We start from the raw sequence: 24,038 nt of genomic DNA on the forward strand, positions 1-24,038 counted from the left end.
AATTGGCAATGACAATTATTATTAGCCCACTCTCAAGTGTGCAAGCGTAGCTTGAGAGTGTATTATTTTTAGCCTACTGGTAGTGTTCCCATTTATATACGCTCCTATGATGAGATCTATACTTTCTAACCTCTATACGCCCAGGTTGACAAAACTTAGAAAGCTGTCTGTGGGCGCTGTTCTTATTACTATCAGTGCGGCAAGCTGTTCAGGCAGTTCTCAGATGCCCGATGCTAAAGAGTCTCAGGTTTTAGTAGATCAGTTTGGCTATCGCCCTGAAGATCCTAAGGTGGCGGTTGTTATTGGTCATCCAGATGGGTCTCAGCCCTATGAGTTGAAAAATATTGAAACTGATCAGGTGATTGATGTGCTCACTCCGGTGAAGTGGGGGAATGGAGCTGTTCATTCACAGTCAGGTGAACGTGCCTGGTGGGTTGATTTCTCCAGTATTGAAGAGCCTGGCACGTATGTGCTTGTGCGTGAGGACGGGGAGACTCGTTCGGCTGAGTTTGATATCCGTGCAGATGTCTACAAAGATGTTTTGATTGCCGCTACTAAAATGTTTTTCTATCAGCGTAGTGGCTTTGCTAAACAAAAGCCGTTTGCTGATGCTCGCTGGACTGATGATGCAGCCTATGTTGGCCCTGGGCAAGATACAGAAGCTCGATTTGTCAACGACAAGCTAAATCCAGCATCGGCAAGAGACATGCGTGGTGGCTGGTTCGATGCTGGAGATACAAACAAATATGTCACCTATGCATTGCAGCCTATACATCAGCTTCTGACTGCTTACGGACAAAATCCCAAAATATGGACGGATGATTTTAATATTCCTGAGTCGGGTAATGGAATTCCTGATCTGTTGGATGAAATCAAGTTTGAATTAGATTGGTTGATGCGGATGCAGGATGCCGATGGTGGAGCCTTTATTAAGCTCGGTACGCTGGATTATGATTTTACGAGCCCTATTCCTAGTAAAGACACTCGACCCCGGTATTATGGACCTAAATGCTCGTCGTCTACGATTGCGATCGCAAGCATGTTTGCCCACGCAGCCTGGGAAATGCAATCTATTCCTGAACTTAGCGACTATGCCACCGATCTAAAATTACGAGCTGAATCTGCTTGGAACTGGTATCAGAACAACCCGGTTAGTGAAGATTGTGATACCGGTGAAATCAAGTCAGGGGATGCAGACATGACAGCTGATACCCAATCAGGAACAGCCGTCAGTGCTGCCGCTTATCTGTTTGCAGTGACAGGAGAAAATCGGTACTCAGACTATGTTGCCGAGAATCTTTCCTCGGCCCAGCCCTATAAAGATGGTGCGTGGTCGCGCTATGAGCCTTGGCAGGGTGATGCCCTCATATTCTACTCCCAACTCCCCAGTGCTGATAGTACCTTAAAGGAGCGAATACTTCTGGATCTTGAGCAAACAACGGTTGACAATCCAGAGGCCTACGGCAACGATGACGACCTAGATCCCTTCCGTTCCTACATGCCTGATGACCAGTATCACTGGGGCAGCAACATGATCAAGGCAAACTACGGCAGTATGAACTACGATCCTATTCTGCTAGGTCTCAATGTTGCTGAGTGGTTTGACTATACCGATCGAGCAGCCGGTGCGCTTCACTATCTCCACGGTGTGAATCCGTTTGGTATGGTGTATCTCACCAATATGTATGACTATGGTGCGGAGAAATCTGCCAATGAGATGTACCATCAGTGGTTTGGCCAGGGCGAATATCTAAACGCCCTCACCTCTGAAAAGGGACCAGCTCCCGGCTTTTTAACGGGTGGACCTAATCAAAACTACTCTGGCGATGAAGCCATAGCAACAGGTCCTCCTATGAAAGCCTACGTGGACAGTGCCGGTACGGAGATCCCAAGTTGGGAAATTACAGAGCCTGCCATCTACTACCAAGCAGCCTACATCAAACTATTATCTAGGTTTATAGCCGTGGAAGATGAGTAGTCAGCCATTTATTATATCTCTCCTAACACTTACTACCTGGGAGACGTTATCCCTTAAGCCAGACAGAATAAAAGTCGGATCTCCTAAGCTTTTTTGATTTCCCTATGAATATTGCCATTGTAGGTTGTGGATTTGTTGCCGATTACTACCTTAAAACTCTGCCACTGTATCCAGACTTAAAACTTGTCGGTGTCATGGATAAAATTCAGTCGCGCGCCCAAAAGCTGGCTGATGTTTACTCCATCAAAAAAATTTATAAAACGCTTGATGAGATTCTCAAAGATAGCTCCATTGATATTGTTCTCAATCTCACTAATCCCCGCAGTCATTATGAAGTATCCAAAGCCTGTTTGGAGTGCAACAAACATGTCTACTCTGAAAAGCCCTTGGCTACAACAATTCCTGAGGCTAAAGAGCTAGTGGAGTTAGCAGAAGGTAGAGGGCTGCACATTTCTTCTGCTCCTTGTAATGTTTTAAGTGAATCTGCCCAAACACTTTGGAAAGCCATCAGAGAAGATGTGGCCGGTAAAGTCCGGCTGGTCTATGCAGAAATGGATGATGGTCTCATCCACAAGATGCCCTATAAACTTTGGATGAGTGAATCAGGCATGCCCTGGCCCTATAAAGACGAGTTCGAGGTAGGCTGCACTCTGGAGCATGCGGGATATTATGTTACCTGGCTGACCACTTTTTTTGGACCCGCTACTACAGTAACTGCATTCTCAACTTGTCTTGTTCCCGATAAAGAGACTGATGTTGTCCTGGAGCCTAACGATACTCCCGACTTTTCGGTTGCTTGTATTAAGTTTGCATCGGGTGTGGTTGCGCGCCTAACCTGTGGTATCGTTGCCCCCCACGACCATGAATTTAAAGTGATTGGGGATAAGGGCACCCTCAGTACACATGACTGTTGGTTTTACGGGAGTCCTGTAAAATTTCAGAAGATGGTAAAAATTCGACGGAAGGTCTTTATGAGTCCCCTGAAGCGAACAATTCCCATGGTCAAAAAGCCACCCAAATTTGAGTCAAAGGGAGCTAATCATATGGATTTTGCCAGAGGAGTAGCCGAACTCGCTGCTGGAATTAGACATGAGCGTCCTGGACGACTCCATGCTGATTTCTCTTTACATAACAATGAATTAGTGTTGGCTATTCAGAATAGTTTAGAAACAGGTTGTGCATATAAAATGACTACAACGTTTGATTCGACAGAGCCCATGTCTTGGGCTGCCTAATAACGAAATGAATCGGTAGCATTCTACCTCTTGAACCAAACATAGAATAGTTTGAAAACTTATTCCTACTTTTAACAACATCTAGCTAAAGATCCACATAAACAAATGTATCCAGCTGAGCATTTGTATCCATCCATTGCAACAACAGCATATGCTTACTTGCCGGTGATGTGGGCGTGAGTACATTCTAGAATTATCAATTATCAATGGCTAACAATAGATTGAAAGTACTATTAATTATTGAACAATGTAATCCTGCGTGGAATTCGGTTCCCCTTGAGGGCTATCGCTTGTATGCAGGGATAAGTCGATTTGTTGATACGACCTTAGTTACCCATGGTCGCAACAGAGAAGAGTTAGAGAAAGTACACCCAGATGCAGATATAATTTACCTTGACGATAGTGCCCTAATTGCCAAACTGGAAATTCTGGGTGAGCGTTTGAGTACGTTTAGGGGACAAATTATTTGGCCACTTCATAATACGCTTATCTATCCAGTTTATTGGGCATTTAATCGCGCAGTCTACAGTCGGTTTAAAGCTGCTATTATCCGGGGTGACTATGATTTAGTCCACTCCATCACGCCAATGATGCCGCGATATCCGGTCAAAGCAGTCAGGGCATGTAAAAAAACGCCCTTTGTGCTGGGTCCAGTCAACGGGGGAGTTCCTTTTCCTGATGGATTCAAGGAGCTAGGTCGCAAAGAATATTCTTACTTGAATTTTCTGCGTTGGGTAGGTCGTTCTATGATTCCTGGTTATCGAGAGACCTATAAGAAAGCTAACTATATTTTGGCAGGTTCAAGCTATACGCTAAACCTGATAAAACAGCTGTTCCCAAAAACTCAAGACGATCAGATAGAACTGTTTTACGAGAACGGTATTACCAGCTCGTTTATCAGATCGGATGAAGCGGTTGATCCAGGCAAGATACCTGCTAAAGCGTCAGTAGACAATAAAGTCAAGCTTCTATATGTGGGGCGGCTTGTTCCTTATAAGGGGGCTGATATGCTGTTAGAAGCAATCGGTAGGCTGGATGCATCTGTGAAGGAGAAAATTCATCTAACAATTGTTGGTAAAGGTTCGGAACAGACCAACTTAGAGAACCAGGTAAAACATCTTGAACTGGATGAGTATGTTCATTTTACCGGATACGTTGAACAATACCAAACATTGGAATACTATCAGAACTCTGACATCTTCTGTTTTCCTTCCGTACGTGAGTTTGGCGGAGCGGTGGTTTTAGAAGCCATGGCCAATGCGCTGCCTTGTATTGTGGTGGACAATGGTGGTATTGGCGAGTACGTAACAGAAAAGACGGGATTTAAAATTAGCCCTGTTTCTAGAGAATTTGTAGTTGAAAAATTAGCTATTTACATTGCACAACTGGTTGAGGACCACATAATGCGCCATGATATGTCATGCGAAGCTATTCAACGGGCAAAAGAGTTTACATGGGATGTAAAAACTCAAAAAATTGTTGACATTTATTCACATATCTTAGGAAGAAAGTCCGTAGCTGTTTCAACAGCAGAGTAATTTTAAGTCCCGATAGGCGAATATCCTGATGCTTTGTGATGTTCTAGAAGAACTAGGGCATTGCTGATCTCCAATATGATTGCATCTGTCCAATTTAGCTAGTGACCTATTTCACGGCTGGGTTTATCCCCTATAGCCAGCCGTGGCAGAATTACAGCTGACGATAACAAGGCATCTTGATTAAAGCTCTATATCAGAGTTTTTCTATCCCTAAAATTGGGCAAATTGGAAAACAAGCCATCGTTATAGATAATGGCGACTGACACGGTAGCAGCACACTTAAAGAGGAACGAAATGATATGACTAATTCAGGTGGAGCCGATGGAGCTGATAAGAAAGTTGTGGCTGGGATTTTGGGCATCTTGCTAGGGGCCTTGGGTATTCATAAGTTTTATCTGGGCTATACCAACGAAGGCATTATCATGCTGTTGGTGTGTCTAGTGGGTGGTACAGTGACCTGCGGTATTGGTGCTGCTGTGGTGGGTGTGATTGGATTAGTGGAAGGAATTTTATATCTGACCAAGTCGGATGAAGAGTTTGTCAGCACCTATATTACTAATAAGAAGCCCTGGTTCTAAGTCGTGAATGGCATTGTCTAAATCATCGATTTATTTACGCCTAGGAATATTAGGAGCGTTGTGTACACCGTTCTTAATTGTTTTGCTTCATGGGTTGGGATATGAGCTCAAGCTCTGGGGCTGTCCGCTAAAAGCACTGGTGGGCATCCCGTGTCCTACGTGGGGAATGACTAGGGCTGTACTTGCGATCGCAACCAATCACTGGTCAGCCGTCAGCCGATATCATCTATTGGCTCCCCTCGTCGTTTTGCTATGGGTTGCAGTCACCCTTCAGCTTAGCTTTGAACTGCTTACCAAACGCATCTGGAGCCTGTGGTGGCAGCAGCGTAGCCTCTGGCTCAGCGGGCTTATGCTGCTGTTTGGCTACCATAGCATCCGGCTGTATCAGCTGTGGGTTACCGGTACCCTAGCTGCATATAGGCAACAATCTCTTCTGAGTCATCTACTTTAGGTTAGCCAGACCCATTTATACATCTCTATCGCCATGCGCCATCGCAAATTACCCCTAAAAGCTGGACTAGCATTGGCTGGCCTAACCTACTGTCAGCTCTTTGCGCATATGGAAATTAACCCTTTTCTCAAAAATTATTTGGTCTTAGTGCCTATCCAGCTGGGTGTGCTCATGTATTTTGGTTACGCTTATTGGAGTGGAAAATACGGCTCAACAGATAGTTCTGTATCAAAATGAGAGTTGGATGCCCCTGAGTTCAAGCACCTGAGCCAAACTAAGCCAAAATACTTATATGCAAACTCTAAAACTAGATACGTCCATGGGAGACCCTCGCCTCAAGGTGTCCCAAAATTTGACAGAATTCCCCTTAGACATTTTAGAGCAGGCAGATTCAGTAGAGATTTTAGATCTATCCAATAATCAATTAAGCAGTCTGCCGCCAGAGTTTGCCCAGCTAAAAAAGCTCAGAATTGCGTTTTTTAACAATAACCAATTTGAAGAATTTCCACAGGTGCTAGCCGCTTGCCCAAATCTTTCCATGGTGAGTTTTAAGGGCAACCAAATTAAAACCATTAGCGCCGATGCGCTTTCCCCTAATATCCGGTGGCTGATCCTCACCAATAATCAGCTGACCACCCTGCCTAGCAGCATCGGCAAACTGAGCCAGTTGCAAAAATGCATGCTGGCAGGAAATCAGCTGCAGTCTTTACCGGATGAACTGGCGAATTGTAAAAACTTAGAACTTATTCGGCTGGCCGCTAACCAGTTACAAACCCTACCACCCTGGCTATTGACGCTGCCTCGGTTGACCTGGCTAGCCTATGCGGGTAACCCTTGCTGCCCAGTCCCAGAAAACAATACGGCCCTCGCAGCCATTGATCCAGCTGAATTACAGCTAGGTGAAATCCTGGGACAGGGAGCCTCTGGAGTAATTCACAAAGCCCTATGGCAGCCCAGTTCTGGTGTTAGCCAAACGGTAGCGGTCAAACTGTTTAAAGGAGATATGACAAGTGATGGCTTACCGTTAGATGAAATGCAAGCCTGTATCACAGCCGGTGCCCATCCAAATTTGGTCTCCGTGCTAGGGCAGCTAAGTCAACCTGTTGCAGGAAAGACCGGTCTGGTATTTTCGTTGATTCCACCTGACTATACCAACCTGGGGGGGGCTCCCAGTCTAGATACCTGCACCCGAGATACCTACGGTCATGACGTCACATTTACATTGCCGGTCATTTTACGTATCGCGCAGGGAATAGCATCTGTTGTGGAGCATCTCCATAACCGGGGAATTATACATGGTGATCTCTACGCCCATAATATTTTAGTCAACGATCAAGGAGAGAGTATCCTAGGAGACTTTGGCGCTGCGTCGTTTTATGACTTAAGTGATGAGGTAACTGGAGAAGTATTACAAAGACTGGAATCTAGAGCGTTTGGCTGTCTGCTAGAAGATTTGTTAGATCGCTATAGCAGCGACAATGTTAAAGCTGAGTCAAACGCGTTTCAGCTTTTACGCCAGCTGCAGCAGTGTTGTATGTCTCCGGTTGTCAGCAATAGACCTCTCTTTAGTATGATTGTTCAATGGCTGTCAGAGGCATCTAAGCTCATTTAGTATGGGTAGCCATAGCAGTGGTGAGACTGACACAGGCGTTTCTGAGTAGTCGTAGCTATCCAGAAAACAAGGCATCTTTTGCTGATTTAGAATAACACAATTTAGCTAGCGATGGTGGTCTCACAATGCTCATGCACTTTGATAAGCTTTGGGTGTCATCCCTGTCATCTGACGAAAGACTTTTGTTAAATGAGTTTGATTGGCAAAGCCACAATCTAGAGCAATGGTGCTAATTGCAATCGATTGCTGCTTCAGTAATTGCTTGGCTCGTTCCACACGTTGTTGCATCAAATACTGATAGGGTGCAATTCCCACTGATTGCTTGAAGGAGCGGCTAAAGTGAGATTCGCTCATGTTAGTCAGTGTGGCCAAATCCAAAATCGACAAATCTTGTGACAAATTTGCCTTCATGTAATCAATGACTCGCGCCAACTGTGATTGAGGCAAACCGTTGGCTTTGCGCTCAAGTGAAGGCAGGAGCTTACTGAGCGCATAGTTCTGCACCAAACGAGCGGCAAGTGCTGTTCCTAATGACTCGCCATACAATCTGCCAGACAGACAACCCGTTTGGATTTCCGTCTTGAGCGCGAGGGCTAATTGCTGGATTACCGGATCATTGATCGAAACCTGTGGAATCAGTTCTATTTGACACTGCTGAGCGGTTTGATTCAGCAAGGTTGGACAAATTGCAATCACCGAAAATTCGACTTCCTGATCCCAGGTTGTCCAATGATGTAGAGATGCTGGGATAACATCTACGCGACCGTTGCCGTGGGCGTAGTGTTTAATTTTGCCGTCCAAACAACGTTCTGCCTGAAAACAACTTTTGGGGTCTGTGACCACCAGTGAGTGTTGTAGAAGGCAATGCTCCACCGTTTTATGGGGAGGATGGCAGTAGTGGGCGAAGGTTAGCCCTTTCCATCCAGCATGATAGCTAGCGACTAGGGGTATTTGTGGAAGCACTCGCGCTACTTCCTGTTGGTTTGTAAGATCAATTGTGGAGGTTGCATGATTCATGATGGGCGTTGACCCAGCCAAGATTTCACATCCCAAGCAGGATTGGGATAATTTTAGCAGAATTGGATGAGACAGCAGATTGAGGCTACGCCTACTGTGGGGGGTGTTGTCCCATCCAATTCACCGACCTCTTATGCCGAATCAGCCTACACTAGAAATCGAGCTGCTACGCACAGCTTACGCAGCCTTCAACGCACGTGACATTGATGCCGCCCTCGCTCTCATGACTCCTGACGTGGCCTGGCCGCAAGCGTTCAAAGGCGGCTATGTCCGTGGGCCGGAAGAAGTCCGCGCGTACTGGACAGAGCAGTGGAGCGAGATCAATGGACACGTCGAGCCGGTTGCCTTTAACCCGGAAGAGGGTGGGCAGATCCTGGTCAAGGTACATCAGGTCGTGCGCGATCTGACTGGAGCTGTGCTTGCCGATGAACACGTCGGCCACCGTTTCACCTTTAAGGATGGCTTAATAAAAGCCATGGAAGTCTGCCCACTTTCACTGTCCAGCCCCGGTGCCTAACGCCCATGTACACCGACCGTTGAGGTTGCTCGGTATGCTACAGGAAACTGCGGCTAAATAATGTGCCCGACCAAGCCGGTTTCGACTTCGCTCAACCTTCTAGTTTCGAGAGTTGAGCGGAGTCGAAACTCGACCTACGGGTATTTTATTTTCAAGTCAGCCCCTGATCTAGAATGGCTATTTCAGTTAACTCAATAAGAGCAAGCTACTGAGAACGATAGCTGAGGCTAACAGCAGCCATTGCCAGGGCTGGTCTATACGTCGCAAAAGTCTTCCTAGACGCTTATAAAACTCAGCTAAGTCCGCGTATAGCTCGCTCTGGGAAGGCGGTCTGGGAATGGGAGAGTCCGGCGCTGGTATCGGCGGCTTTCTCTCCTGATGGGGAGGCGAAAGCAGCCTAGAACCGTAGATATTTAGCGGGCGGCGCACAGAGGCGACCGGAGCAAACTCGCCGCGATAGTGCTGGGTGGCCGCCCGCCCCCGCAGGGGCGGCTTGACCCGCGATGGACGACGGGGTAAACGGCTCATCGGTTACCAATCCTCACAACGTCACCATCAAATGTAGGTACAGAGAGCACAAATGGGTCGGTGGAGTAGGTCAGAGCCTGCTCTTCGAGAATGCCAATGGCAATTTGCTCACCCATGCGCAGACTATCGTAATAGTCGCTAAAGTAGTGGACACCGGCCATATCACGACCAATGGAGATATTCGCCGCTAGCTTGTTAAGCTCTCCTTCTAGGGTGAGAAACTCGTTGGCGGTATCGCACACCAAATTCCCTGCGGAGGCTCCTTCACCGGTTGTGGGATGGGGCAGCGTGGGCGCACGAAAGACAACAGGAGTATCGCTACTTTCTAGACGCTTAAAGGCCACTGCTCCGCTAGCGGTTTTAGCAAGAACAGAGCTAGTGTCAAAGAAGGCCTTCAGAATAGTGATACAGGCTCCGGCTACTGTGGCATGGCCTGCCCCGTAGGCAGGGTGCATGGGAGATCCTTCTGGAAATGCCATGGGCAGGAAGTGGGTGTTGCAGCCAGGACCTCTTTCAATTGCGTTCAGAGTGTCTTGTAAGGCGTCTTTTAGAGCCCCAACATCTGAGGCTAAAGCTGCAGGTACTGTCGCTCCACAGTGCAGCAGCTCAATCTTAGCGGCTAAGGCTTCAGGGCGCAGGCGAATGTGGTTGTTGAACTTTTGGAAACGCACTGCTTTTAGACCGCGAGTAGCGACTTCTGTTACCAAGTTGAGAATATGAGGACCGCCATAGAGGGCAAAACCGCCTGCGTTACGGCGAGTTTTTTGATGGGCCACAAAGGTATCACCGCCGGCCAGCTGATCAAAGCCTGAATCAAAGGGGGTGCCCATTCCTAACAGCACGATACAAGCGTTTAGATAGGCTTCGTATAGCGCGTCGTAGTGCACATAGGTGGCGAGGTCACGGGGGGTGGAAATAAACCGACGGGGGGGACGAACAGGGGCGAGCACAGGCTCTCCTTTCTTCGCACCGTAGGTTTCGGTGGGGGGCTTAATGCCACGCTGCACTTCCACATAGTCGGGCATGGTGACCATGTAGTTTTTGCGGGGCTCAGCGATGGGTACTTTTTGATCAATTTGCAGGGCACCGTAGGTGATTTTGCCTTCAGCGACGCTGCCACCGCCATTTTGATCGGTGTTGCCAATTAGTAAAAACTGGGAGAGGTAGGGGCCGACTTCAACGCCAGGAGAGGAGCCCCGAAAGACGGTCTGAGGATCGAATTCACCGTCGCTGTTGACCTTACGGGGGCGACCGGTTTGATTCTTGACATAGCTGAGGGCGTTGAGACGTGCGATCGCACCATCAATCTCTCCGTTAGAACTACCCTTCTCGAAGGCATTGAAGGGCTGGTCTCGCAAAATGGCCAGCTCATAAACTTCGGCCATCTCCAGCGCTAGCTCAGGATTTACCTTGCCGCTGGCATCAAGCAGGGGCGGTGCGGGAGGCATGGTTACCGCTTGAGCATCGGGGCCTTGCAGTTCATAGGTTGTACCGGCTGTTGGTGCTTCCCATTGCCGCAATTTGCCAATAATTTCAGCATTAGTTTCGGGCTCAACTGCGCCCGTAGCGCTGTTAACTTTGTACTTGGCACCGTGACGTACGCGATCGGTAAACGGATCGATAAAACCGTCATCAATGGAACGGCGAAACTCTACAAAGTCCTGAGGATCTTGCAACAATCCAGTCTTTTCATTGTGGGGTAAACCCTTGGTAAAAGACATAAAGTACTGGTCCCCAGCGTAGCGCTGTTCATCCCCATTGGCTTGATGGGAGGGATGCTGGCGACTTCTGGCTAGCTCAGCTGCTTCTAGACGAACAGCATAGGACTCTTGACGACGATCAGACATAAAAATCTTCCTACACGAAACGTTAGATTGTTCTGATGCTGGATGCACCGAAAATCTAATAAACGAGTTATCTGATTCAAATCTAATCGTCGTAACCCCAGCTGCCAGTACCCTTACGGGTAATTTCGACAACTATAAAGATGTGTTGTTTTCTTCCGGAATTCGTAGATGTCAGTCTCCTAAATTGATCGGGTCTGTAATTCCTGCCAACGAGACTGAATATCACTAATTTTGTAAACTGCCTTGAAGTCAATCTGGGCTTGGGCGTAGTACTCAGCACCGCCCTGTTGTCGGTCAACCAGCGAAATTACCTGGTTGACTGTGTAGCCAGCGTCTCTTAAACGCACGATGGCTTTCATGGCGGATTGTCCGGTAGTCACAACATCTTCCAAAATCACGACATTGCTTTGTTCGGGTAAGACAGGCCCTTCAATATAGGCCTGGGTACCGTGACCCTTGGCTTCTTTGCGAACAATGAGAGGGGTGATGGATCTGCCCTCGTAGGCGGCAACAACACTCACGGCGGTCACAATCGGGTCCGCACCTAGAGTCAGCCCCCCGACACCCGCAATATTGCTGGCCAGATAGTCGAGCATGACTCGACCAACCATTTGTCCGCCTTGAGGATGCAGTGTGACCAGTTTGCCATTGATGTAGTAACTACTTTGCTGGCCCGATGACAGCACAAAGTCGCCCTCTTTGTAGGCGTCGGTACAAATTAAATCCAACAGCTGTTGTTTGATCGTGACAAGATCGGCTGGAGCAGTGGGCGTTGGAGCCATGATGGTGGATATGGAATAATCGGTGGGCAATTTAGAAGCAGCGCAGCGCGATGAAGAATATACCTAAAAAGCGTTGCAAAAGTTATCAAAACAGATAAGATGAAGGCCAAATTCGTTAAGCAAAATTGCTTGATTGTTTGGTGGCTTCATTATTAGCTGCTGGATATCGCTTAGACAGTTTATCGATTTTTATGAACCGGGGTACTATATGCCCCAAATTGTGAGGTAAAACCGTCATGAAACTAAAGGGGTTAGTACTTGGTACTGCCGTTGCGATCGCAACCTTAACAACTATGGTCTCCCGTGCCAACGCTCAGACCGTTCGATTAAGCGAGCCGACCGTGCTTGAGACCATGGATGAAGTTGGCGTGGCTGAAAGCGGCGACTACTTTAGCGATCGCAGTAGCTTTCGGCAAACAGCTCATTACTTTGGCATCGGGGTACCGGGACGCTCGGCGTTTCCTGAGTTGGAATTAGATCGCAACAGCGAGGCCATTCTAGAAGCCTATAACGAGCTCATGGTTCTCCAAACCCAGAACACCGCAACGATTCGAGTTCCCGATCTGCCTAATCCTTACAACACCTCACTGCAGATCCTGCCCGGTTCTCAATCCCGTGGTCGAGTTGTGGGCACTGAGTTAAACTTTGAGCCCCTGCCACGACGTTAGCCAAAAGCCCCCGGTGTCACAAGGGCACCGGGGGCTTTCAAATCCAGGGTGCAGGAATCGAACCTGCCTGGGGCGAATTATGAGTTCGCTGCCTAATCCGCTCGGCCAACCCTGGCTATAGAGATAACTCTACTTAGGCTTGTTATATCATAGTCAATTGCTTAAAGCAGATCAGCTATAGTTTTTGATATATTTGAGCTTAGTTTTTAACCGATACGCTGACCCCTGCTATTATTTTCTGGCTACATCTTAGCCAAGTTAGCCAATCAGCGCCCGTTAGACCGTGCCTTCACCCCATGAGAATTAATCCAGCCATTGCCTTTACATTAATTTTGCTTGCCGCCATGTTTGGCTCGGGCATTGTGAGTTCATCGTGGGGATATTCGTTAGGACGGCAAGCTCTCACCGGTATTCGTCAGCCAGAAACACGTCCTGCTAGTGCCTCAACAGCTAGCCGAGGCAGCACCCAAACCAGCGACTTTGTCTTGCTGAAGGAAGAAGATATCCTCAAAAACGTCAAGGCTCGTATTGAAGGTGGTTTGGATACTGCTGAGTAAGCAAATAATGCAGCAAATACACAAACCCGGCCCCTTAGGGGACTGTTGATGGTTGTGCAAGGTCTAGATGTCGTTGGCAATGGCAGTTTCTCCATCAGCACTGCAGGTGTAATGATTCGCCTGGTTGTCGTAGCAGCGCTGATTATTCTAAATGCTTTTTTTGTAGCGGCAGAGTTTTCCATCGTATCGGTACGTCGTTCGCGGATTAACCAGCTCGCTTCGGTGGGCGATGTGCAGGCGAAAACGGTTCAGAGGCTGCAGCGCAGCATCGACCGACTGCTGCCAACGACGCAAATTGGCATTACCCTAGCCAGTCTAGCCCTGGGGTGGATTGGTGAGGATACGCTGGCACTGCTGCTACACCAGTGGTTAAGGCAGCTGCCCGTGCCTGCAATAGCACTGGCCCATTCGATCTCACTGATGGTCGCTTTTTGGACCCTGGCCTATTTGCAAATTGTTCTAGGTGAGCTGGTGCCCAAATCCCTGGCCCTCAGCTACTCAGAACAAACATCCCGACTGCTGGGGCCGGTGAGTCTCACCGTAGCGCGTTTATTTTCGCCAGTTGTATGGCTTTTAAATTGTTCTACCCAAGGGTTTCTGAAACTCGTCGGTTTGAGATCGCGGCGGTCGTCTGATGCGCAACTGACCTCAGACGAGCTGCAAATGATTATCAGTACTCCCACTGCCGTCCTCGATCTAGAACAAGAAGAACGGGAAATCTTGAACAATGTCTTTGAAACTAGGGATTTCACCGTTGAAGACATTATGGTGCCGCGCACCCAAATTATGGCCCTAGATGACACGGCCACCTGGCAAGATTTGCTAGACATTGTGGTGGAAACCGGCTATTCCCAGTTTCCATTGCTGGGGGATTCCCTTGACAATATCAGCGGCATTCTAGATTTTAAGGCGATGGCCGAACCTCTGGCCAACGGTCAACTAACATCGGCGACTCAAGTTAGCGCCTGGATGAAGCCTGCCCGAGTGGTGCCGACAGATTTACCCCTCAGCGATTTGCTCAGTCGGATGCAGCGGTTAAATCATTCCATGATGATTGTGGTAGACAACTATGGCGGTACAGCTGGATTAGTGACGTGGGCTGATGTGACCGCTGAGCTGATTGGGGATGAGGATGTGATGGTCTCCAGCGATATTGTTTATTTGGACGACTACTCGGCCCTGGTTCCAGCCCAGATGGAAATTGATACGGTCAATAAGCAATTTTCTCTGGTACTACCCACCACAGAGGACTATCAGACCTTAGCCGGGTTCATCATCCACTCCCTACAAAAAATACCTGGGGCGGGAGAACAGCTGAACTACGGGGATGATCTGGTATTTACGGTGAAAACTGTCAAAGGACCAAAACTAGAGCAAATTCAGATTCTGCGTCGCCATGGCCCCCTCCGGCGTCGCATGCCTCGCAGACAGCCAGGAAATTGACACAGCGATCCGGCTCGATAGCCGTCAACATGGCCACAATTCTGAAAGAGAGACAGCATTCGCGCTATAAGTGGGCCATATGGCCACGGGCAACCAAAGAATAAAGAGGTGCTGTGGTAATATCTGGTTGACTTTGAGGACAGTAAAGTCAGTTTGAGAGCGGATGCTCTCTGGTGTGAGGAACCCTGGCGTGCAACAACGAGATTCACAGATTGTAAGTGACATTCACGAGGATGCGATCCGGATTGGTGTGATTGGTGTGGGCAACATGGGCCAGCACCATGCTCGTGTCCTGAGTCGTATCAAAGACGTACAGCTAGTCGGCATCTCAGATATTAACGTCGAGCGCGGCTTAGCGACGGCGGGTAAGTATGGTGTGCGTTTTTTTGAAGACTATGATGAGCTGCTAAAGCATGTAGATGCGGTTTGCATTGCGGTTCCCACCCGATTTCACCATACCGTGGGCATGGCCTGTTTACAGGCGGGTGTGCACATGCTGATTGAAAAGCCCATTGCTGCCAATATTCCTGAGGCTGAGTCGCTGGTTAATGCGGCGGCAGCGGCGAACTGTATTCTGCAGGTGGGGCACATTGAGCGCTTTAACCCGGCCTTTCAGGAACTGCACAAGGTACTCAAGACTGAGAAACTGCTTGCCCTTGAGGCCCGACGCATGAGCCCCTACTCCCAACGGGCTAACGATGTGTCGGTGGTGCTCGATTTGATGATTCACGACATCGATCTATTGCTAGAGCTAGCGGAAGCTCCGGTGGTAAAGCTGACAGCCAGCGGCAGCCGGGCTGGGGATTCTCCTTACTTAGACTATGTGACGGCCACGCTGGGCTTTGCCAATGGCATTGTGGCCACGCTGACCGCTAGTAAGGTAACCCACCGCAAAATTCGCAGTATCACGGCCCACTGTCAAAACTCACTGACAGAGGCTGATTTTCTCAACAACGAAATTTTGATCCATCGCCAGACAACGGCGAACACGATGACCGACTACGGCCAGGTGCTCTACCGGCAGGATGGTCTGATTGAAAAGGTGTACACCAGTAATATTGAGCCGCTGCATGCGGAACTCGAGCACTTTATCAACTGTGCTCGGGGCGGGGGTAAGCCCTCTGTGGGTGGCGAGCAAGCGCTCAAAGCGCTCCGTTTAGCGAGCCTGATTGAACAAATGGCCCTCGATGGTCAAGCATGGAAAACTGAGGATGAGCTAGCCGGAGCGCTGCAGGCGGTTATGGTATAGCGGTGATAACGGCGGGTTCGATTGCGATCGCAACCAGGCCACTGTCTTGAGCGGCGACACCAAAAATAACTTCACCGGCATGGGCGGTAAAAAAACAACGGCGGATGCCATCGATGGTGCGGCAAAGGGCGACCGTCCCTGAGCGCACCTGCCACGCCTGTTCGGAGACATTAAGCTCTAGGACTTCATCTTGTTGAATATGGCACGCCTTGGATAAGGCCGACTGGGGCGGAGTGCTCAAAGCCGGAGTGCTCAAAGTAGACATAGGAACAGGAACCTCAAAGTAGGCTAATGCGAGTCTTCTAGCATAAATAAGTCCATCAACCGATTAGGGCATTTCCTTATTTATCTTAGGAATGTTGAAATAAACTTTATAGAAATCTTATTGAAATCACGGCCAATCCTGGGGCAGAAGCGAGCTGTTATGGTTTTGGGGCGGAGCGGACTGACAAAGACGATAGCTTAGGGATATGGGGGGTAAAGGGAGCTAGGGAAATACCGGTACGCTGCGCTGCGATCGCACCAATGGCTTCTAAATAGGACCGCACTGTCACCACCGTTAGATTGAGGGCCGCTGCATCTACGGCTAGGGCCGTGGTGTTGTCTTGGACGGCAATAATTTGAGTGTCTGTGGCGCTGAGGCTAAGGACGGCGCTGCCCCCCAGGGTGCTAGCAGGCACAATCAGCGTATCCACATCCCCGGCGCTGATGCTATGGGGCTGGGCTGTCGTGCTAAACTGCGGCGCTTTACTCAGACCCGCTAGCACACAGGGTAAAAAGGTATATCCAATTTCCTCAGCAGCAGACCGGGGAGAAATGGTCGGCTCGAGAGGCAGCGGCGTCAGCGCTGGCGCATGGGCACAGGGCACCTGAAACTCCCGCACCACGAGATGGCTAATGACGGCTTCAGCGCCTGCTAGGGGGTCCACCCCTTGGCCTTGGCGATAGTCATTCAGGGCCTCACTGCCTAGATCATCTGGAAAGCGGGCGACGACAGCAATGGCACTACAGCCTGCCTGGAGTAGCCGCTCCACCGCTCGCAATAGAGTGTCGGGACGCTCTAAGGTACCCCATGTGGCCGCCTGGGCCTGGTTGAGCCGGACACCCAGGGGAGCATCGGTGGTGACATAGCTATGAATATTCACACCGAGGGTGGCGCGAGCAGCCTCAGCAGCCTGCAGATGCCGCTCACGCAGGTCATCCTCAATGGCCTGGTCAAGCACGAGACCAATGACGTTTTGGTGGACGGGCTGCAGATGCCAGCGACCTGCGGCAAACTGGTCTAACCCATAGCCCTCAACATAGTAGGCATTGGGTAAGGGCCAGTAGAGCTGGGCACCGTTGAGCACATTGGGATGGGTGATCAGACGGTCAGTGACAGTTGCGATCGCACGGGCCACTGGCAGGGCATCGCCTGCATAGCCCCCCATGGCAGCCCCCACCCCCGTGGGGATAACCATCATGGTGGTGTGAGGCCGTGAGTTGGGCGAGCAACTCACGGCTGATTTTGCACCCTGGGGGCTACGAAGGTAACCACAGCTTCCACATGGGCCACTGAGCCAGTAACGGCTGTAATCGCCCACCTTAAGGGGTCACCATGGGACCGCAGCTGAGTCTCAATGCGATCACGAAGTGCGACGCCGGTTTGGAGTTCAACCGTCATGCGGACAAACTCTGTAGTTAGGGGCTGAGCCGATCGGTTACTGTCCAAGTTTCTATATTGTTGAATTACTAACCTTGAAACTGGCCAAACTGGGCCTGGTAGACCTCATCTTCTTTTTCTGTCTCCAGCTTGATGTCAGACGTGGGATAAGCCACACACAATAGCGCATAGCCCTGGTCCTGTAGCTCCTGGCTAACACCCATACCATCTTCTTGGGACACAGTGCCCTCAGTAATCAGTGCAGCGCAGGTGGTGCAGACGCCAGCACTACAGGAGGTCGGTAGATCGATATCAGCGGCTTGACCCGCCTCTAAAATCGTTTGCTGTTCATCCACAGTGATCGTTTGAACAGTACCTTGATGCTTAATTTCTACGGAATAGGTCGCCATCGCACAAAGTTATTGGACAAAGTTATTGGACAAAAAAAACGAAAATATTTTTAGGTTTAGACAGACACTTAAACAGCTGGGGGCTTAGCTGGTGTGCTTTAGCTGCGGCTATGCCTGAGATTTTTCCTTAAAAACACGCTCAAATTCCTCTAGCAAATCATCCATTTCCTCTAGGGCTTGGTTGACGTCGATACGCAGTGTTCCCAGGCCAGGTTGGTCTAAAAGCTGGACTAAGGACTCCCGTTTAATTCGAATCTGTTCAATCTGGCTTTTCAATGCGTCTAAGGTCATGGAATGTGCTTTCTCCCAACGTCTACAGACTCCAGAATAAGCAACTTTGGGTAATCAGTGCTACATGTTGGCGCGGAGTTTAAAGTCCAAATCCCCTTACTATGGGATTAGGTAGGTTCGCCCCGTTCTTTTTTTTATAACTTCTGCCCATGCTACGCAAAATTCCCCTTGGTGGTGTCTTACTCTCGGTCGGCTCTATCCTCACGCTGGTGGGGTTTGTTGCTTACTTTAGAGACATGGCCACCCTCAACTTGGCTGGTTTCTTCTATGGCATTCCGATTTTGCTTGGGGGGGCGGCGTTGCGGGCAGCAGAGCTAGAGCCAGTGCCCTATAGCCAGGAGCCCGGTGATACCGTAGTTGCTTTACGAGATAAAACGGCGACCCAAACCCAAAATCAGGTGCGCAAAGATGTGACTCGCTATCGCTACGGTCAGGATGCGCATCTGGATATTGCCCTCGAACGACTAGGGCTAAGTCCCAATGATAAGCAGAGACCGGTACTCAGCAGTCTGCAAGAAGAAATACGGGACGGGGCCTATGCCCTGGTGCTGGAGTTTGATTCCCCCTATATGCCCTTGGAGACCTGGGAAGAAAAACACGACAAAATCGAAAAATTCTTTGGTCCCAACGTTCGGGCTGAAATTGATGTCATCCCCAACAACCGGGTAGCGTTAGCCTTGATTGAGAACTCAGGCGCGGATGCCGCCTAGCCAGGCCAAGTCTTAGAGCTGCACACTCACAATGCCGGACCACTGCACCTGTTTTAGCTGGGTACGGCGATAGGAGAAAAAACGTTCGGGTTCTTGGTAGGTGCAATGGGGGGCTGTAGCCACCTGTTCAGGGCATAGTCCCATCTGCTCCAACTGGATTTCGTTGATGCGACGAACATCTAGACGCACGTGACCGGGTTTATCGTCAGGGAGCAGGGGTGGGTTATCCATCGTCAGTAGCTGTTCGACTACGGCTGCTTTGGCAGCTGATTCGGATATGTCCGTGTTTACAATGCTCATGCCAATTTGAGCGGCAACGTCTTCGCCCACCTGATAGACTTCACCGGCAATGGCCGGACCCAGTAGGACTCGTAAGTCCTTGAGTTGAGAGCCTTGAGCTTGGAGTTTTGAAATCGCAACCGGCACAATTTTCTGGGCAGTGCCCCGCCAGCCGGCATGGGCTGCAGCCACCTGACCTGTCCTGTTATCGGCAATCAGGGCCGGGGTGCAGTCGGCGGTGCAGACCCACGTGGCCTGACCGGCCTGCTCGCTAAAGCAGCCATCGGCAGGGGGGCGTTGAATATCTTCTTCGGTGGGTGTAGCTGTTCCACTGGCGACCAAGGTTTTGGTCGCCGTTTTAATGGCTGCCGGACCCAGCACCACATTGCCATGGACTTGTTTGGTTCTTAACACATCGACGGCTGTACCCAGTGCCGATGTCAGTTCCTCCGGTGTTTGCGGTGCAAACACTGAGGTAAAAAAACCGTGGGGCTGGGAAATAAGATCGCAGGTTAAGTAAGGTTTACCCTGCCAGGTTTGCCAGGTCCAGTTTTGCATGGGTGAGAATGGGTTAGAGAGCGAGTAGAGTCAAGATTGACACGCTACCAGCTTAGCCTTTACTTGCGATCGCAGCTTGAGCAGGCCATATTCTAGACCTTCGACTACCGCCTGATAGGACGCCTCCAATATGTTGGGAGACAAGCCAACGGTGGTCCAACGCTGTTCCCCATCACTAAACTCCACCAAGACGCGAGTTTTGGCCGCTGTTCCTGCCGCACTATCTAGAATACGAACCTTGTAATCCGTCAGATAAAAGCGCTCTAGCTCGGGATAAAACTGTTCTAGAGCTTTGCGTAAGGCATGGTCTAACGCCTCTACAGGACCGTTCCCCTCAGCCGCGTGAAGCAAATCTTTGCCATCTACCGCCACCTTGACCGTAGCTAAAGAATCGCTGTTTGTAAGCGTATCTGGCAAACGACTAATCACGGGATGACCATGGGGCATCCGGGTACAGTGAACCTGAAATCCACGCACTTCAAACATGGTCGGGCGCTGGTCCAATGCTTCGCGCATAAGGAGTTCAAAGCTAGCTTCGGCGGCCTCAAACTGATAGCCCTCATCCTCTAAACACTTGAGCCGCTGCAGCAGCTGTCGTGAGGTGGGATTAGTGCGATCCAGCTTCAGCCCAAAGCTGCGGGCCTTAGCCATAATGTTGCTCAGCCCTGCCTGATCGGAGATCACAATGCGGCGGATATTACCGACAGCAGACGGCTCTATATGCTCATAGGTTTTGGGATTACGCTCCACAGCGCTAACGTGGATGCCGCCCTTATGGGCAAAGGCTGACAGCCCCACATAGGGCGCATGATCGTCAGGGGCTAAATTAACCACTTCGCTGACATATCGGCTGGTGGCCGCTAGCATCGTCAGTTTTTCGGGGGGTAAACAGTGGTAGCCCAGCTTTAGCTGCAGATTCGGTATTAACGAGCAAAGATTGGCATTGCCGCAGCGCTCACCGTAGCCATTGATGGTGCCTTGAACCATGGTGGCGCCTTCTAGAGCCGCCGTCAGCGCATTGGCCACGGCTAGCTCACTATCATTGTGGGTATGAATACCCAGCCGGGGCGGATTTTCTAGATTTAGGGTACCTAACCATTGACTGACGGTGCGCACAATATCGGTTACTTGGTGGGGCAGCATACCGCCGTTGGTATCGCATAGGACGAGCCATTCAGCCCCAGCCCGAATAGCGGCTTCTAAGGTTTGAACGGCATAGGTGGGATTGTTGAGGTAGCCATCAAACCAGTGCTCTGCATCATAAATAACCCGTCGCCCTTGCTGCCGCAGATAGGCGATGGAGTCATAGATCATGGATAGATTTTCACTGAGATCTGTTTTAAGACCTTCGGTGACATGGAGATCCCAAGATTTGCCAAATAGGGTCACCCAGTTTGTTCTAGCCGCCAAGGCTGCAGCCAGGGTAACGTCTTCAGCGGCTGGGCAGTGGGGGCGGCGGGTAGAGCAAAATGCAACCACCTCAGCCTGACGTAAGGGCTGCTGCCGAAGCTGAGCAAAAAACTGTCCATCCTTAGGATTAGCCCCTGGCCAGCCACCTTCAATAAACGGAACCCCTAGATCATCTAAGCGACGAGCAATGCGGAGTTTGTCCTCGACAGAAAGAGACAATCCTTCCCGTTGGGAACCATCTCGCAGGGTCGTGTCATAAATCCAAAGCTGGTTTTGGGGAGACATAGCAACAGAAAACACAATGTAGGAAGTGAAGCGTCAACGTGTAGATGTATTAAAGATGCTGCCTGTGGTGAGTGCCGAGTTAAAAAAATTGAACTTTAATTAACTGTTATCGTTTTGGATAAAACGGAATTTAAAGACCCTGTGTACTGAGTTTAGACCTTAGATGAAGCTATTCACAACCCAAAATGGTAAATGAGTGCTGAGCAGCAATCCTTTTAGCCATGAGTATTTGGCAGCATTTTATACGTCTGGTGATCCTATGTTTTTTGGATACATAGGTGGAGATATCATGTCATCCTATGTATCCATGACAAAGAAAAGCTATGAACGCTTAAGGTTATGGGATCCGTATCTCCACTAATCATCTGCAGTAGTTGGGCCGTTTTCATCGCCGACGTCTCAGTGTTTTACGCATCTAAACTGTTATTTATCAAACTACTTGCCTAGACATTAATGGGTTGCATCAGCGAAAATCTACGTTTTAATTTGAAAGTCTTAACTTATTAGATGATGCCCATGCCAAACGTGACAGCTCAAGGAAAAACCTTTGTCTGTGAAGCGGGTGCCAATTTACGTCGGGTGTTATTAGACCATGACGTTACTTTATATAACGGTAATGCTAGTTTGATTAACTGTCGTGGAATCGGGAGCTGTGGCACCTGCGCTGTGATGATTGAGGGGGAGGTGTCTGCTGCCAACTGGAAAGATCGAAGCCGTAGATCGCTGCCGCCCCACACCCCCGAGCGCCCCCTAAGACTTGCCTGTCAGACGCGAGTGCTGGGGGATATTACAGTGACTAAATATGATCAGTTTTGGGGGCAAGGGCAGACGGTAATGTGGTAAGGCATTAAAGTTGAAGGCTAACGTTGTTAGCGTTAATGTCTCTGCATAGGCTATCTGTCTACCAATCCAAACGTCGAGCCTAATTAATTGTGATGCTGTGGTGGTAAGGAGGGAACAGGTTAATGAATAAGTTTATCTTGGGCAGTATTCTGGCTGCGATTTCACTGATGGTGATCTACGGGACCAGTGCGTCCAACCAGGTAACCTCCTGGGTCGATGGAGAGGATTCGGCCTCAGCCCAGAGTGATTCAGGGCTCAGCAACAGTGCCAGTAATGATAGTGACGACTCGTTTATTGCTCTAAATTCTAATGAGTCTGAGCGTGAACCAAATATTGATATCAATGACCGGACGCCGTTGCAGAAGGCCGGTGATATTCCTAAGCGACAGATCGGCGAGGTGACTAGCACTCCCAACTTTGGTCAGCCAGAGGGGGAAAGCGATACGGAGGAACCCATTGTGCCTCAACCTGTCGAAAATCCTCCGCCGACAGATACGTCCGCAGGGAATAATACCGGTAATCAACCGGCTAATCCGGCTCCATCCCAAGAGCCGATTGAGGCACTTTGGTAACGGCAACCAATCCTGATGATGGCCTGATGATGGCCTGATGGTTTAATTCTGTTGCTACTTTTGAGACGACTTTATACTTTTACTGCAGGGGTAGTTGATAGAAATCTATGGGTCAGGCAGATGTACTGGTGGTGGGCGGCGGGATTATTGGGCTTGCGATCGCAACCGAGCTTCGTCAGCAAGGCGCGACAGTTACCGTACTCAGCCGTGATTTTAATGCGGCAGCCGGTCATGCGGCGGCGGGAATGCTGGCACCGCAGGCCGAGAAACTTAGCGGTCCTTTGCTGGAGCTGAGCGAGCGCAGTCTGGCGCTATATCCCGACTGGAGCCATAAGCTCGAACAGCTGACGGGTCAAGACGTTGGCTACTGGCCCTGCGGTATTCTGGCGCCCCTGTTATCGACCGCGACAGATGCCCTGAGCCCAGCTGCAATCCATAGCTATCAGCCCCATCTGAGCACTGAGGTAGCTGGAGGCTACTGGTATCCCCAGGAGGGACAGGCTGACAATCGTGCCCTGCTCAGAGCCTTGCGCATTGCCTCCCAAGAGCTGGGGGTGAAGATCCAGGAGGGGGTGAGTGCTGACGCCTTTTTGCATCAGGGGAACCGGGTTAAGGGGGTGCTTACCTCCCGTGGACAGCAGCGGGCGGGCCACTATGTATTAGCGGCTGGCGCCTGGTCTAGTGAGTTGTTGCCGGTGCCGGTCAAACCCCGTAAGGGACAGTTAGCGGCTTTACTCACTCCGACTGATTCGCCCTATGGGCTCAATCGTGTGCTCTATGGTGAGCACATTTATATCGTGCCGCGTAAAGATGGACGGATTGTTTTGGGGGCAACGGATGAAGATGTAGGGTTCGCGCCTCACAATACCGCCGCCGGGGTGGCCCAGCTGCTAAATCAGGCCGCTCGGCTATATCCGCCGTTGGCAGATTTTCCGCTACAGGAATGTTGGTGGGGATATCGTCCGGCGACACCGGATGGTGCTCCTATTTTGGGGCCGAGTCAGTGCGACAATCTGACGCTGGCGACGGGGCATCATC

The 24,038-nt window shown here is 49.9% G+C and carries 26 protein-coding genes and 1 tRNA gene; 15 read left to right on the plus strand and 12 right to left on the minus strand.

The genetic code is table 11. The features are described from left to right. Positions 1-169 precede the first annotated feature (169 nt). The 6 genes from IQ260_RS08480 to IQ260_RS08505 all read left to right on the plus strand — a co-directional run bounded on the left by IQ260_RS08480 (position 170) and on the right by IQ260_RS08505 (position 7,392). Positions 170-1,978 carry a glycoside hydrolase family 9 protein gene (locus tag IQ260_RS08480; protein WP_322744922.1) on the plus strand — a complete coding sequence of 603 codons (1,809 nt, stop codon included), beginning with the start codon at positions 170-172 and terminating at the stop codon, positions 1,976-1,978. 104 nt (positions 1,979-2,082) lie between these two features. Further along, entirely contained in the window at positions 2,083-3,213 is a 1,131-nt protein-coding gene (locus tag IQ260_RS08485) for a Gfo/Idh/MocA family oxidoreductase (RefSeq protein WP_193992630.1), read from the plus strand. Positions 3,214-3,419: 206 nt separating this feature from the next. Then, the gene (locus IQ260_RS08490) at positions 3,420-4,751 is read left to right on the plus strand and encodes a glycosyltransferase family 4 protein (RefSeq protein WP_193992632.1); all 1,332 of its coding nucleotides are present in this window, start codon (positions 3,420-3,422) and stop codon (positions 4,749-4,751) included. A 299-nt stretch (positions 4,752-5,050) separates the two neighbouring features. After that, positions 5,051-5,329 carry a TM2 domain-containing protein gene (locus IQ260_RS08495; protein WP_193992634.1) on the plus strand — a complete coding sequence of 93 codons (279 nt, stop codon included), beginning with the start codon at positions 5,051-5,053 and terminating at the stop codon, positions 5,327-5,329. Between the two features lie 7 nt (positions 5,330-5,336). Further along, on the plus strand, positions 5,337-5,780 hold the full coding sequence (locus tag IQ260_RS08500) for a DUF2752 domain-containing protein (protein WP_193992636.1): 444 nt from the start codon (positions 5,337-5,339) through the stop codon (positions 5,778-5,780). Positions 5,781-6,072: 292 nt separating this feature from the next. Continuing rightward, positions 6,073-7,392 carry a leucine-rich repeat-containing protein kinase family protein gene (locus IQ260_RS08505; protein WP_193992638.1) on the plus strand — a complete coding sequence of 440 codons (1,320 nt, stop codon included), beginning with the start codon at positions 6,073-6,075 and terminating at the stop codon, positions 7,390-7,392. A gap of 129 nt (positions 7,393-7,521) precedes the next feature. Here the strand turns inward: IQ260_RS08505 and IQ260_RS08510 are convergent, their stop codons facing one another. Next, positions 7,522-8,193 (minus strand): helix-turn-helix domain-containing protein, encoded by a 672-nt coding sequence (locus IQ260_RS08510; protein WP_193992640.1) that lies wholly within the window; start codon positions 8,191-8,193, stop codon positions 7,522-7,524. A 349-nt stretch (positions 8,194-8,542) separates the two neighbouring features. Here IQ260_RS08510 and IQ260_RS08515 point away from each other — a divergent pair, with 349 nt between their 5' ends. Then, a complete protein-coding gene (locus tag IQ260_RS08515) occupies positions 8,543-8,926 on the plus strand; it encodes a nuclear transport factor 2 family protein (RefSeq protein ID WP_193992642.1) in 384 nt (127 codons plus the stop codon). A gap of 186 nt (positions 8,927-9,112) precedes the next feature. On the opposite strand, the gene IQ260_RS08520 is transcribed toward IQ260_RS08515, so the two are convergent. The 3 genes from IQ260_RS08520 to pyrE all read right to left on the minus strand — a co-directional run bounded on the left by IQ260_RS08520 (position 9,113) and on the right by pyrE (position 12,083). Continuing rightward, positions 9,113-9,454 (minus strand): hypothetical protein, encoded by a 342-nt coding sequence (locus tag IQ260_RS08520; protein ID WP_193992644.1) that lies wholly within the window; start codon positions 9,452-9,454, stop codon positions 9,113-9,115. Continuing rightward, positions 9,451-11,301: a vanadium-dependent haloperoxidase gene (locus tag IQ260_RS08525; protein ID WP_193992646.1), complete on the minus strand. Its 1,851-nt coding sequence runs from the start codon at positions 11,299-11,301 to the stop codon at positions 9,451-9,453. Before IQ260_RS08525 ends, IQ260_RS08520 begins: the two co-directional genes overlap by 4 nt. A gap of 179 nt (positions 11,302-11,480) precedes the next feature. Beyond that, positions 11,481-12,083 (minus strand): orotate phosphoribosyltransferase, encoded by a 603-nt coding sequence (gene pyrE / locus IQ260_RS08530; protein WP_193992648.1) that lies wholly within the window; start codon positions 12,081-12,083, stop codon positions 11,481-11,483. Between the two features lie 236 nt (positions 12,084-12,319). On the opposite strand from pyrE, the gene IQ260_RS08535 reads away from it, so the two are divergent. Beyond that, a complete protein-coding gene (locus IQ260_RS08535; RefSeq protein ID WP_193992650.1) occupies positions 12,320-12,751 on the plus strand; it encodes a hypothetical protein in 432 nt (143 codons plus the stop codon). Between the two features lie 42 nt (positions 12,752-12,793). On the opposite strand, the gene IQ260_RS08540 is transcribed toward IQ260_RS08535, so the two are convergent. After that, positions 12,794-12,866: transfer RNA gene (locus IQ260_RS08540), tRNA-Ile, on the minus strand. 181 nt (positions 12,867-13,047) lie between these two features. Between IQ260_RS08540 and IQ260_RS08545 the strand changes: the two genes are divergently transcribed. The 3 genes from IQ260_RS08545 to IQ260_RS08555 all read left to right on the plus strand — a co-directional run bounded on the left by IQ260_RS08545 (position 13,048) and on the right by IQ260_RS08555 (position 16,000). Continuing rightward, positions 13,048-13,308, plus strand: coding sequence for a hypothetical protein (locus IQ260_RS08545; protein WP_193992652.1), 261 nt, complete (start codon positions 13,048-13,050; stop codon positions 13,306-13,308). A gap of 48 nt (positions 13,309-13,356) precedes the next feature. Beyond that, a complete protein-coding gene (locus IQ260_RS08550; RefSeq protein WP_193992654.1) occupies positions 13,357-14,751 on the plus strand; it encodes a hemolysin family protein in 1,395 nt (464 codons plus the stop codon). 190 nt (positions 14,752-14,941) lie between these two features. Beyond that, positions 14,942-16,000: a Gfo/Idh/MocA family oxidoreductase gene (locus IQ260_RS08555; protein WP_193992655.1), complete on the plus strand. Its 1,059-nt coding sequence runs from the start codon at positions 14,942-14,944 to the stop codon at positions 15,998-16,000. Here the strand turns inward: IQ260_RS08555 and IQ260_RS08560 are convergent. From IQ260_RS08560 to IQ260_RS08580, 5 genes are all read right to left on the minus strand, one after another. Then, positions 15,990-16,265 (minus strand): hypothetical protein, encoded by a 276-nt coding sequence (locus tag IQ260_RS08560; RefSeq protein WP_193992657.1) that lies wholly within the window; start codon positions 16,263-16,265, stop codon positions 15,990-15,992. The two genes, IQ260_RS08555 and IQ260_RS08560, sit on opposite strands and share 11 nt — an antisense overlap. Positions 16,266-16,422: 157 nt before the next feature. Continuing rightward, positions 16,423-17,463, minus strand: coding sequence for a DUF3326 domain-containing protein (locus tag IQ260_RS08565; protein WP_193992659.1), 1,041 nt, complete (start codon positions 17,461-17,463; stop codon positions 16,423-16,425). A 32-nt stretch (positions 17,464-17,495) separates the two neighbouring features. Then, complete coding sequence (locus IQ260_RS08570; RefSeq protein ID WP_193992677.1) at positions 17,496-17,711, minus strand: hypothetical protein; 216 nt, start codon at positions 17,709-17,711, stop codon at positions 17,496-17,498. A 20-nt stretch (positions 17,712-17,731) separates the two neighbouring features. Further along, positions 17,732-18,052: a 2Fe-2S iron-sulfur cluster-binding protein gene (locus IQ260_RS08575; RefSeq protein ID WP_193992661.1), complete on the minus strand. Its 321-nt coding sequence runs from the start codon at positions 18,050-18,052 to the stop codon at positions 17,732-17,734. Between the two features lie 108 nt (positions 18,053-18,160). Next, positions 18,161-18,343 (minus strand): hypothetical protein, encoded by a 183-nt coding sequence (locus IQ260_RS08580; protein WP_193992663.1) that lies wholly within the window; start codon positions 18,341-18,343, stop codon positions 18,161-18,163. 149 nt (positions 18,344-18,492) lie between these two features. Between IQ260_RS08580 and IQ260_RS08585 the strand changes: the two genes are divergently transcribed. Next, entirely contained in the window at positions 18,493-19,053 is a 561-nt protein-coding gene (locus IQ260_RS08585; RefSeq protein ID WP_193992665.1) for a DUF2854 domain-containing protein, read from the plus strand. 12 nt (positions 19,054-19,065) lie between these two features. Here the strand turns inward: IQ260_RS08585 and pgeF are convergent, their stop codons facing one another. Both pgeF and cimA read right to left on the minus strand, forming a co-directional pair. Continuing rightward, positions 19,066-19,890, minus strand: coding sequence for a peptidoglycan editing factor PgeF (pgeF, locus tag IQ260_RS08590; RefSeq protein WP_193992667.1), 825 nt, complete (start codon positions 19,888-19,890; stop codon positions 19,066-19,068). Between the two features lie 30 nt (positions 19,891-19,920). Continuing rightward, a complete protein-coding gene (gene cimA / locus IQ260_RS08595) occupies positions 19,921-21,585 on the minus strand; it encodes a citramalate synthase (RefSeq protein ID WP_193992669.1) in 1,665 nt (554 codons plus the stop codon). A gap of 516 nt (positions 21,586-22,101) precedes the next feature. On the opposite strand from cimA, the gene IQ260_RS08600 reads away from it, so the two are divergent. The 3 genes from IQ260_RS08600 to thiO all read left to right on the plus strand — a co-directional run. Beyond that, positions 22,102-22,428 carry a 2Fe-2S iron-sulfur cluster-binding protein gene (locus IQ260_RS08600; RefSeq protein WP_193992671.1) on the plus strand — a complete coding sequence of 109 codons (327 nt, stop codon included), beginning with the start codon at positions 22,102-22,104 and terminating at the stop codon, positions 22,426-22,428. A gap of 122 nt (positions 22,429-22,550) precedes the next feature. Then, entirely contained in the window at positions 22,551-23,000 is a 450-nt protein-coding gene (locus IQ260_RS08605) for a hypothetical protein (protein ID WP_193992673.1), read from the plus strand. Between the two features lie 107 nt (positions 23,001-23,107). After that, positions 23,108-24,038: glycine oxidase ThiO (thiO, locus tag IQ260_RS08610; protein WP_193992675.1), on the plus strand; the 931-nt coding region annotated here is incomplete at its 3' end.

The sequence above is a fragment of the Leptolyngbya cf. ectocarpi LEGE 11479 genome (genome assembly GCF_015207065.1).
Lineage (GTDB): Bacteria > Cyanobacteriota > Cyanobacteriia > Phormidesmidales > Phormidesmidaceae > Leptothoe > Leptothoe ectocarpi.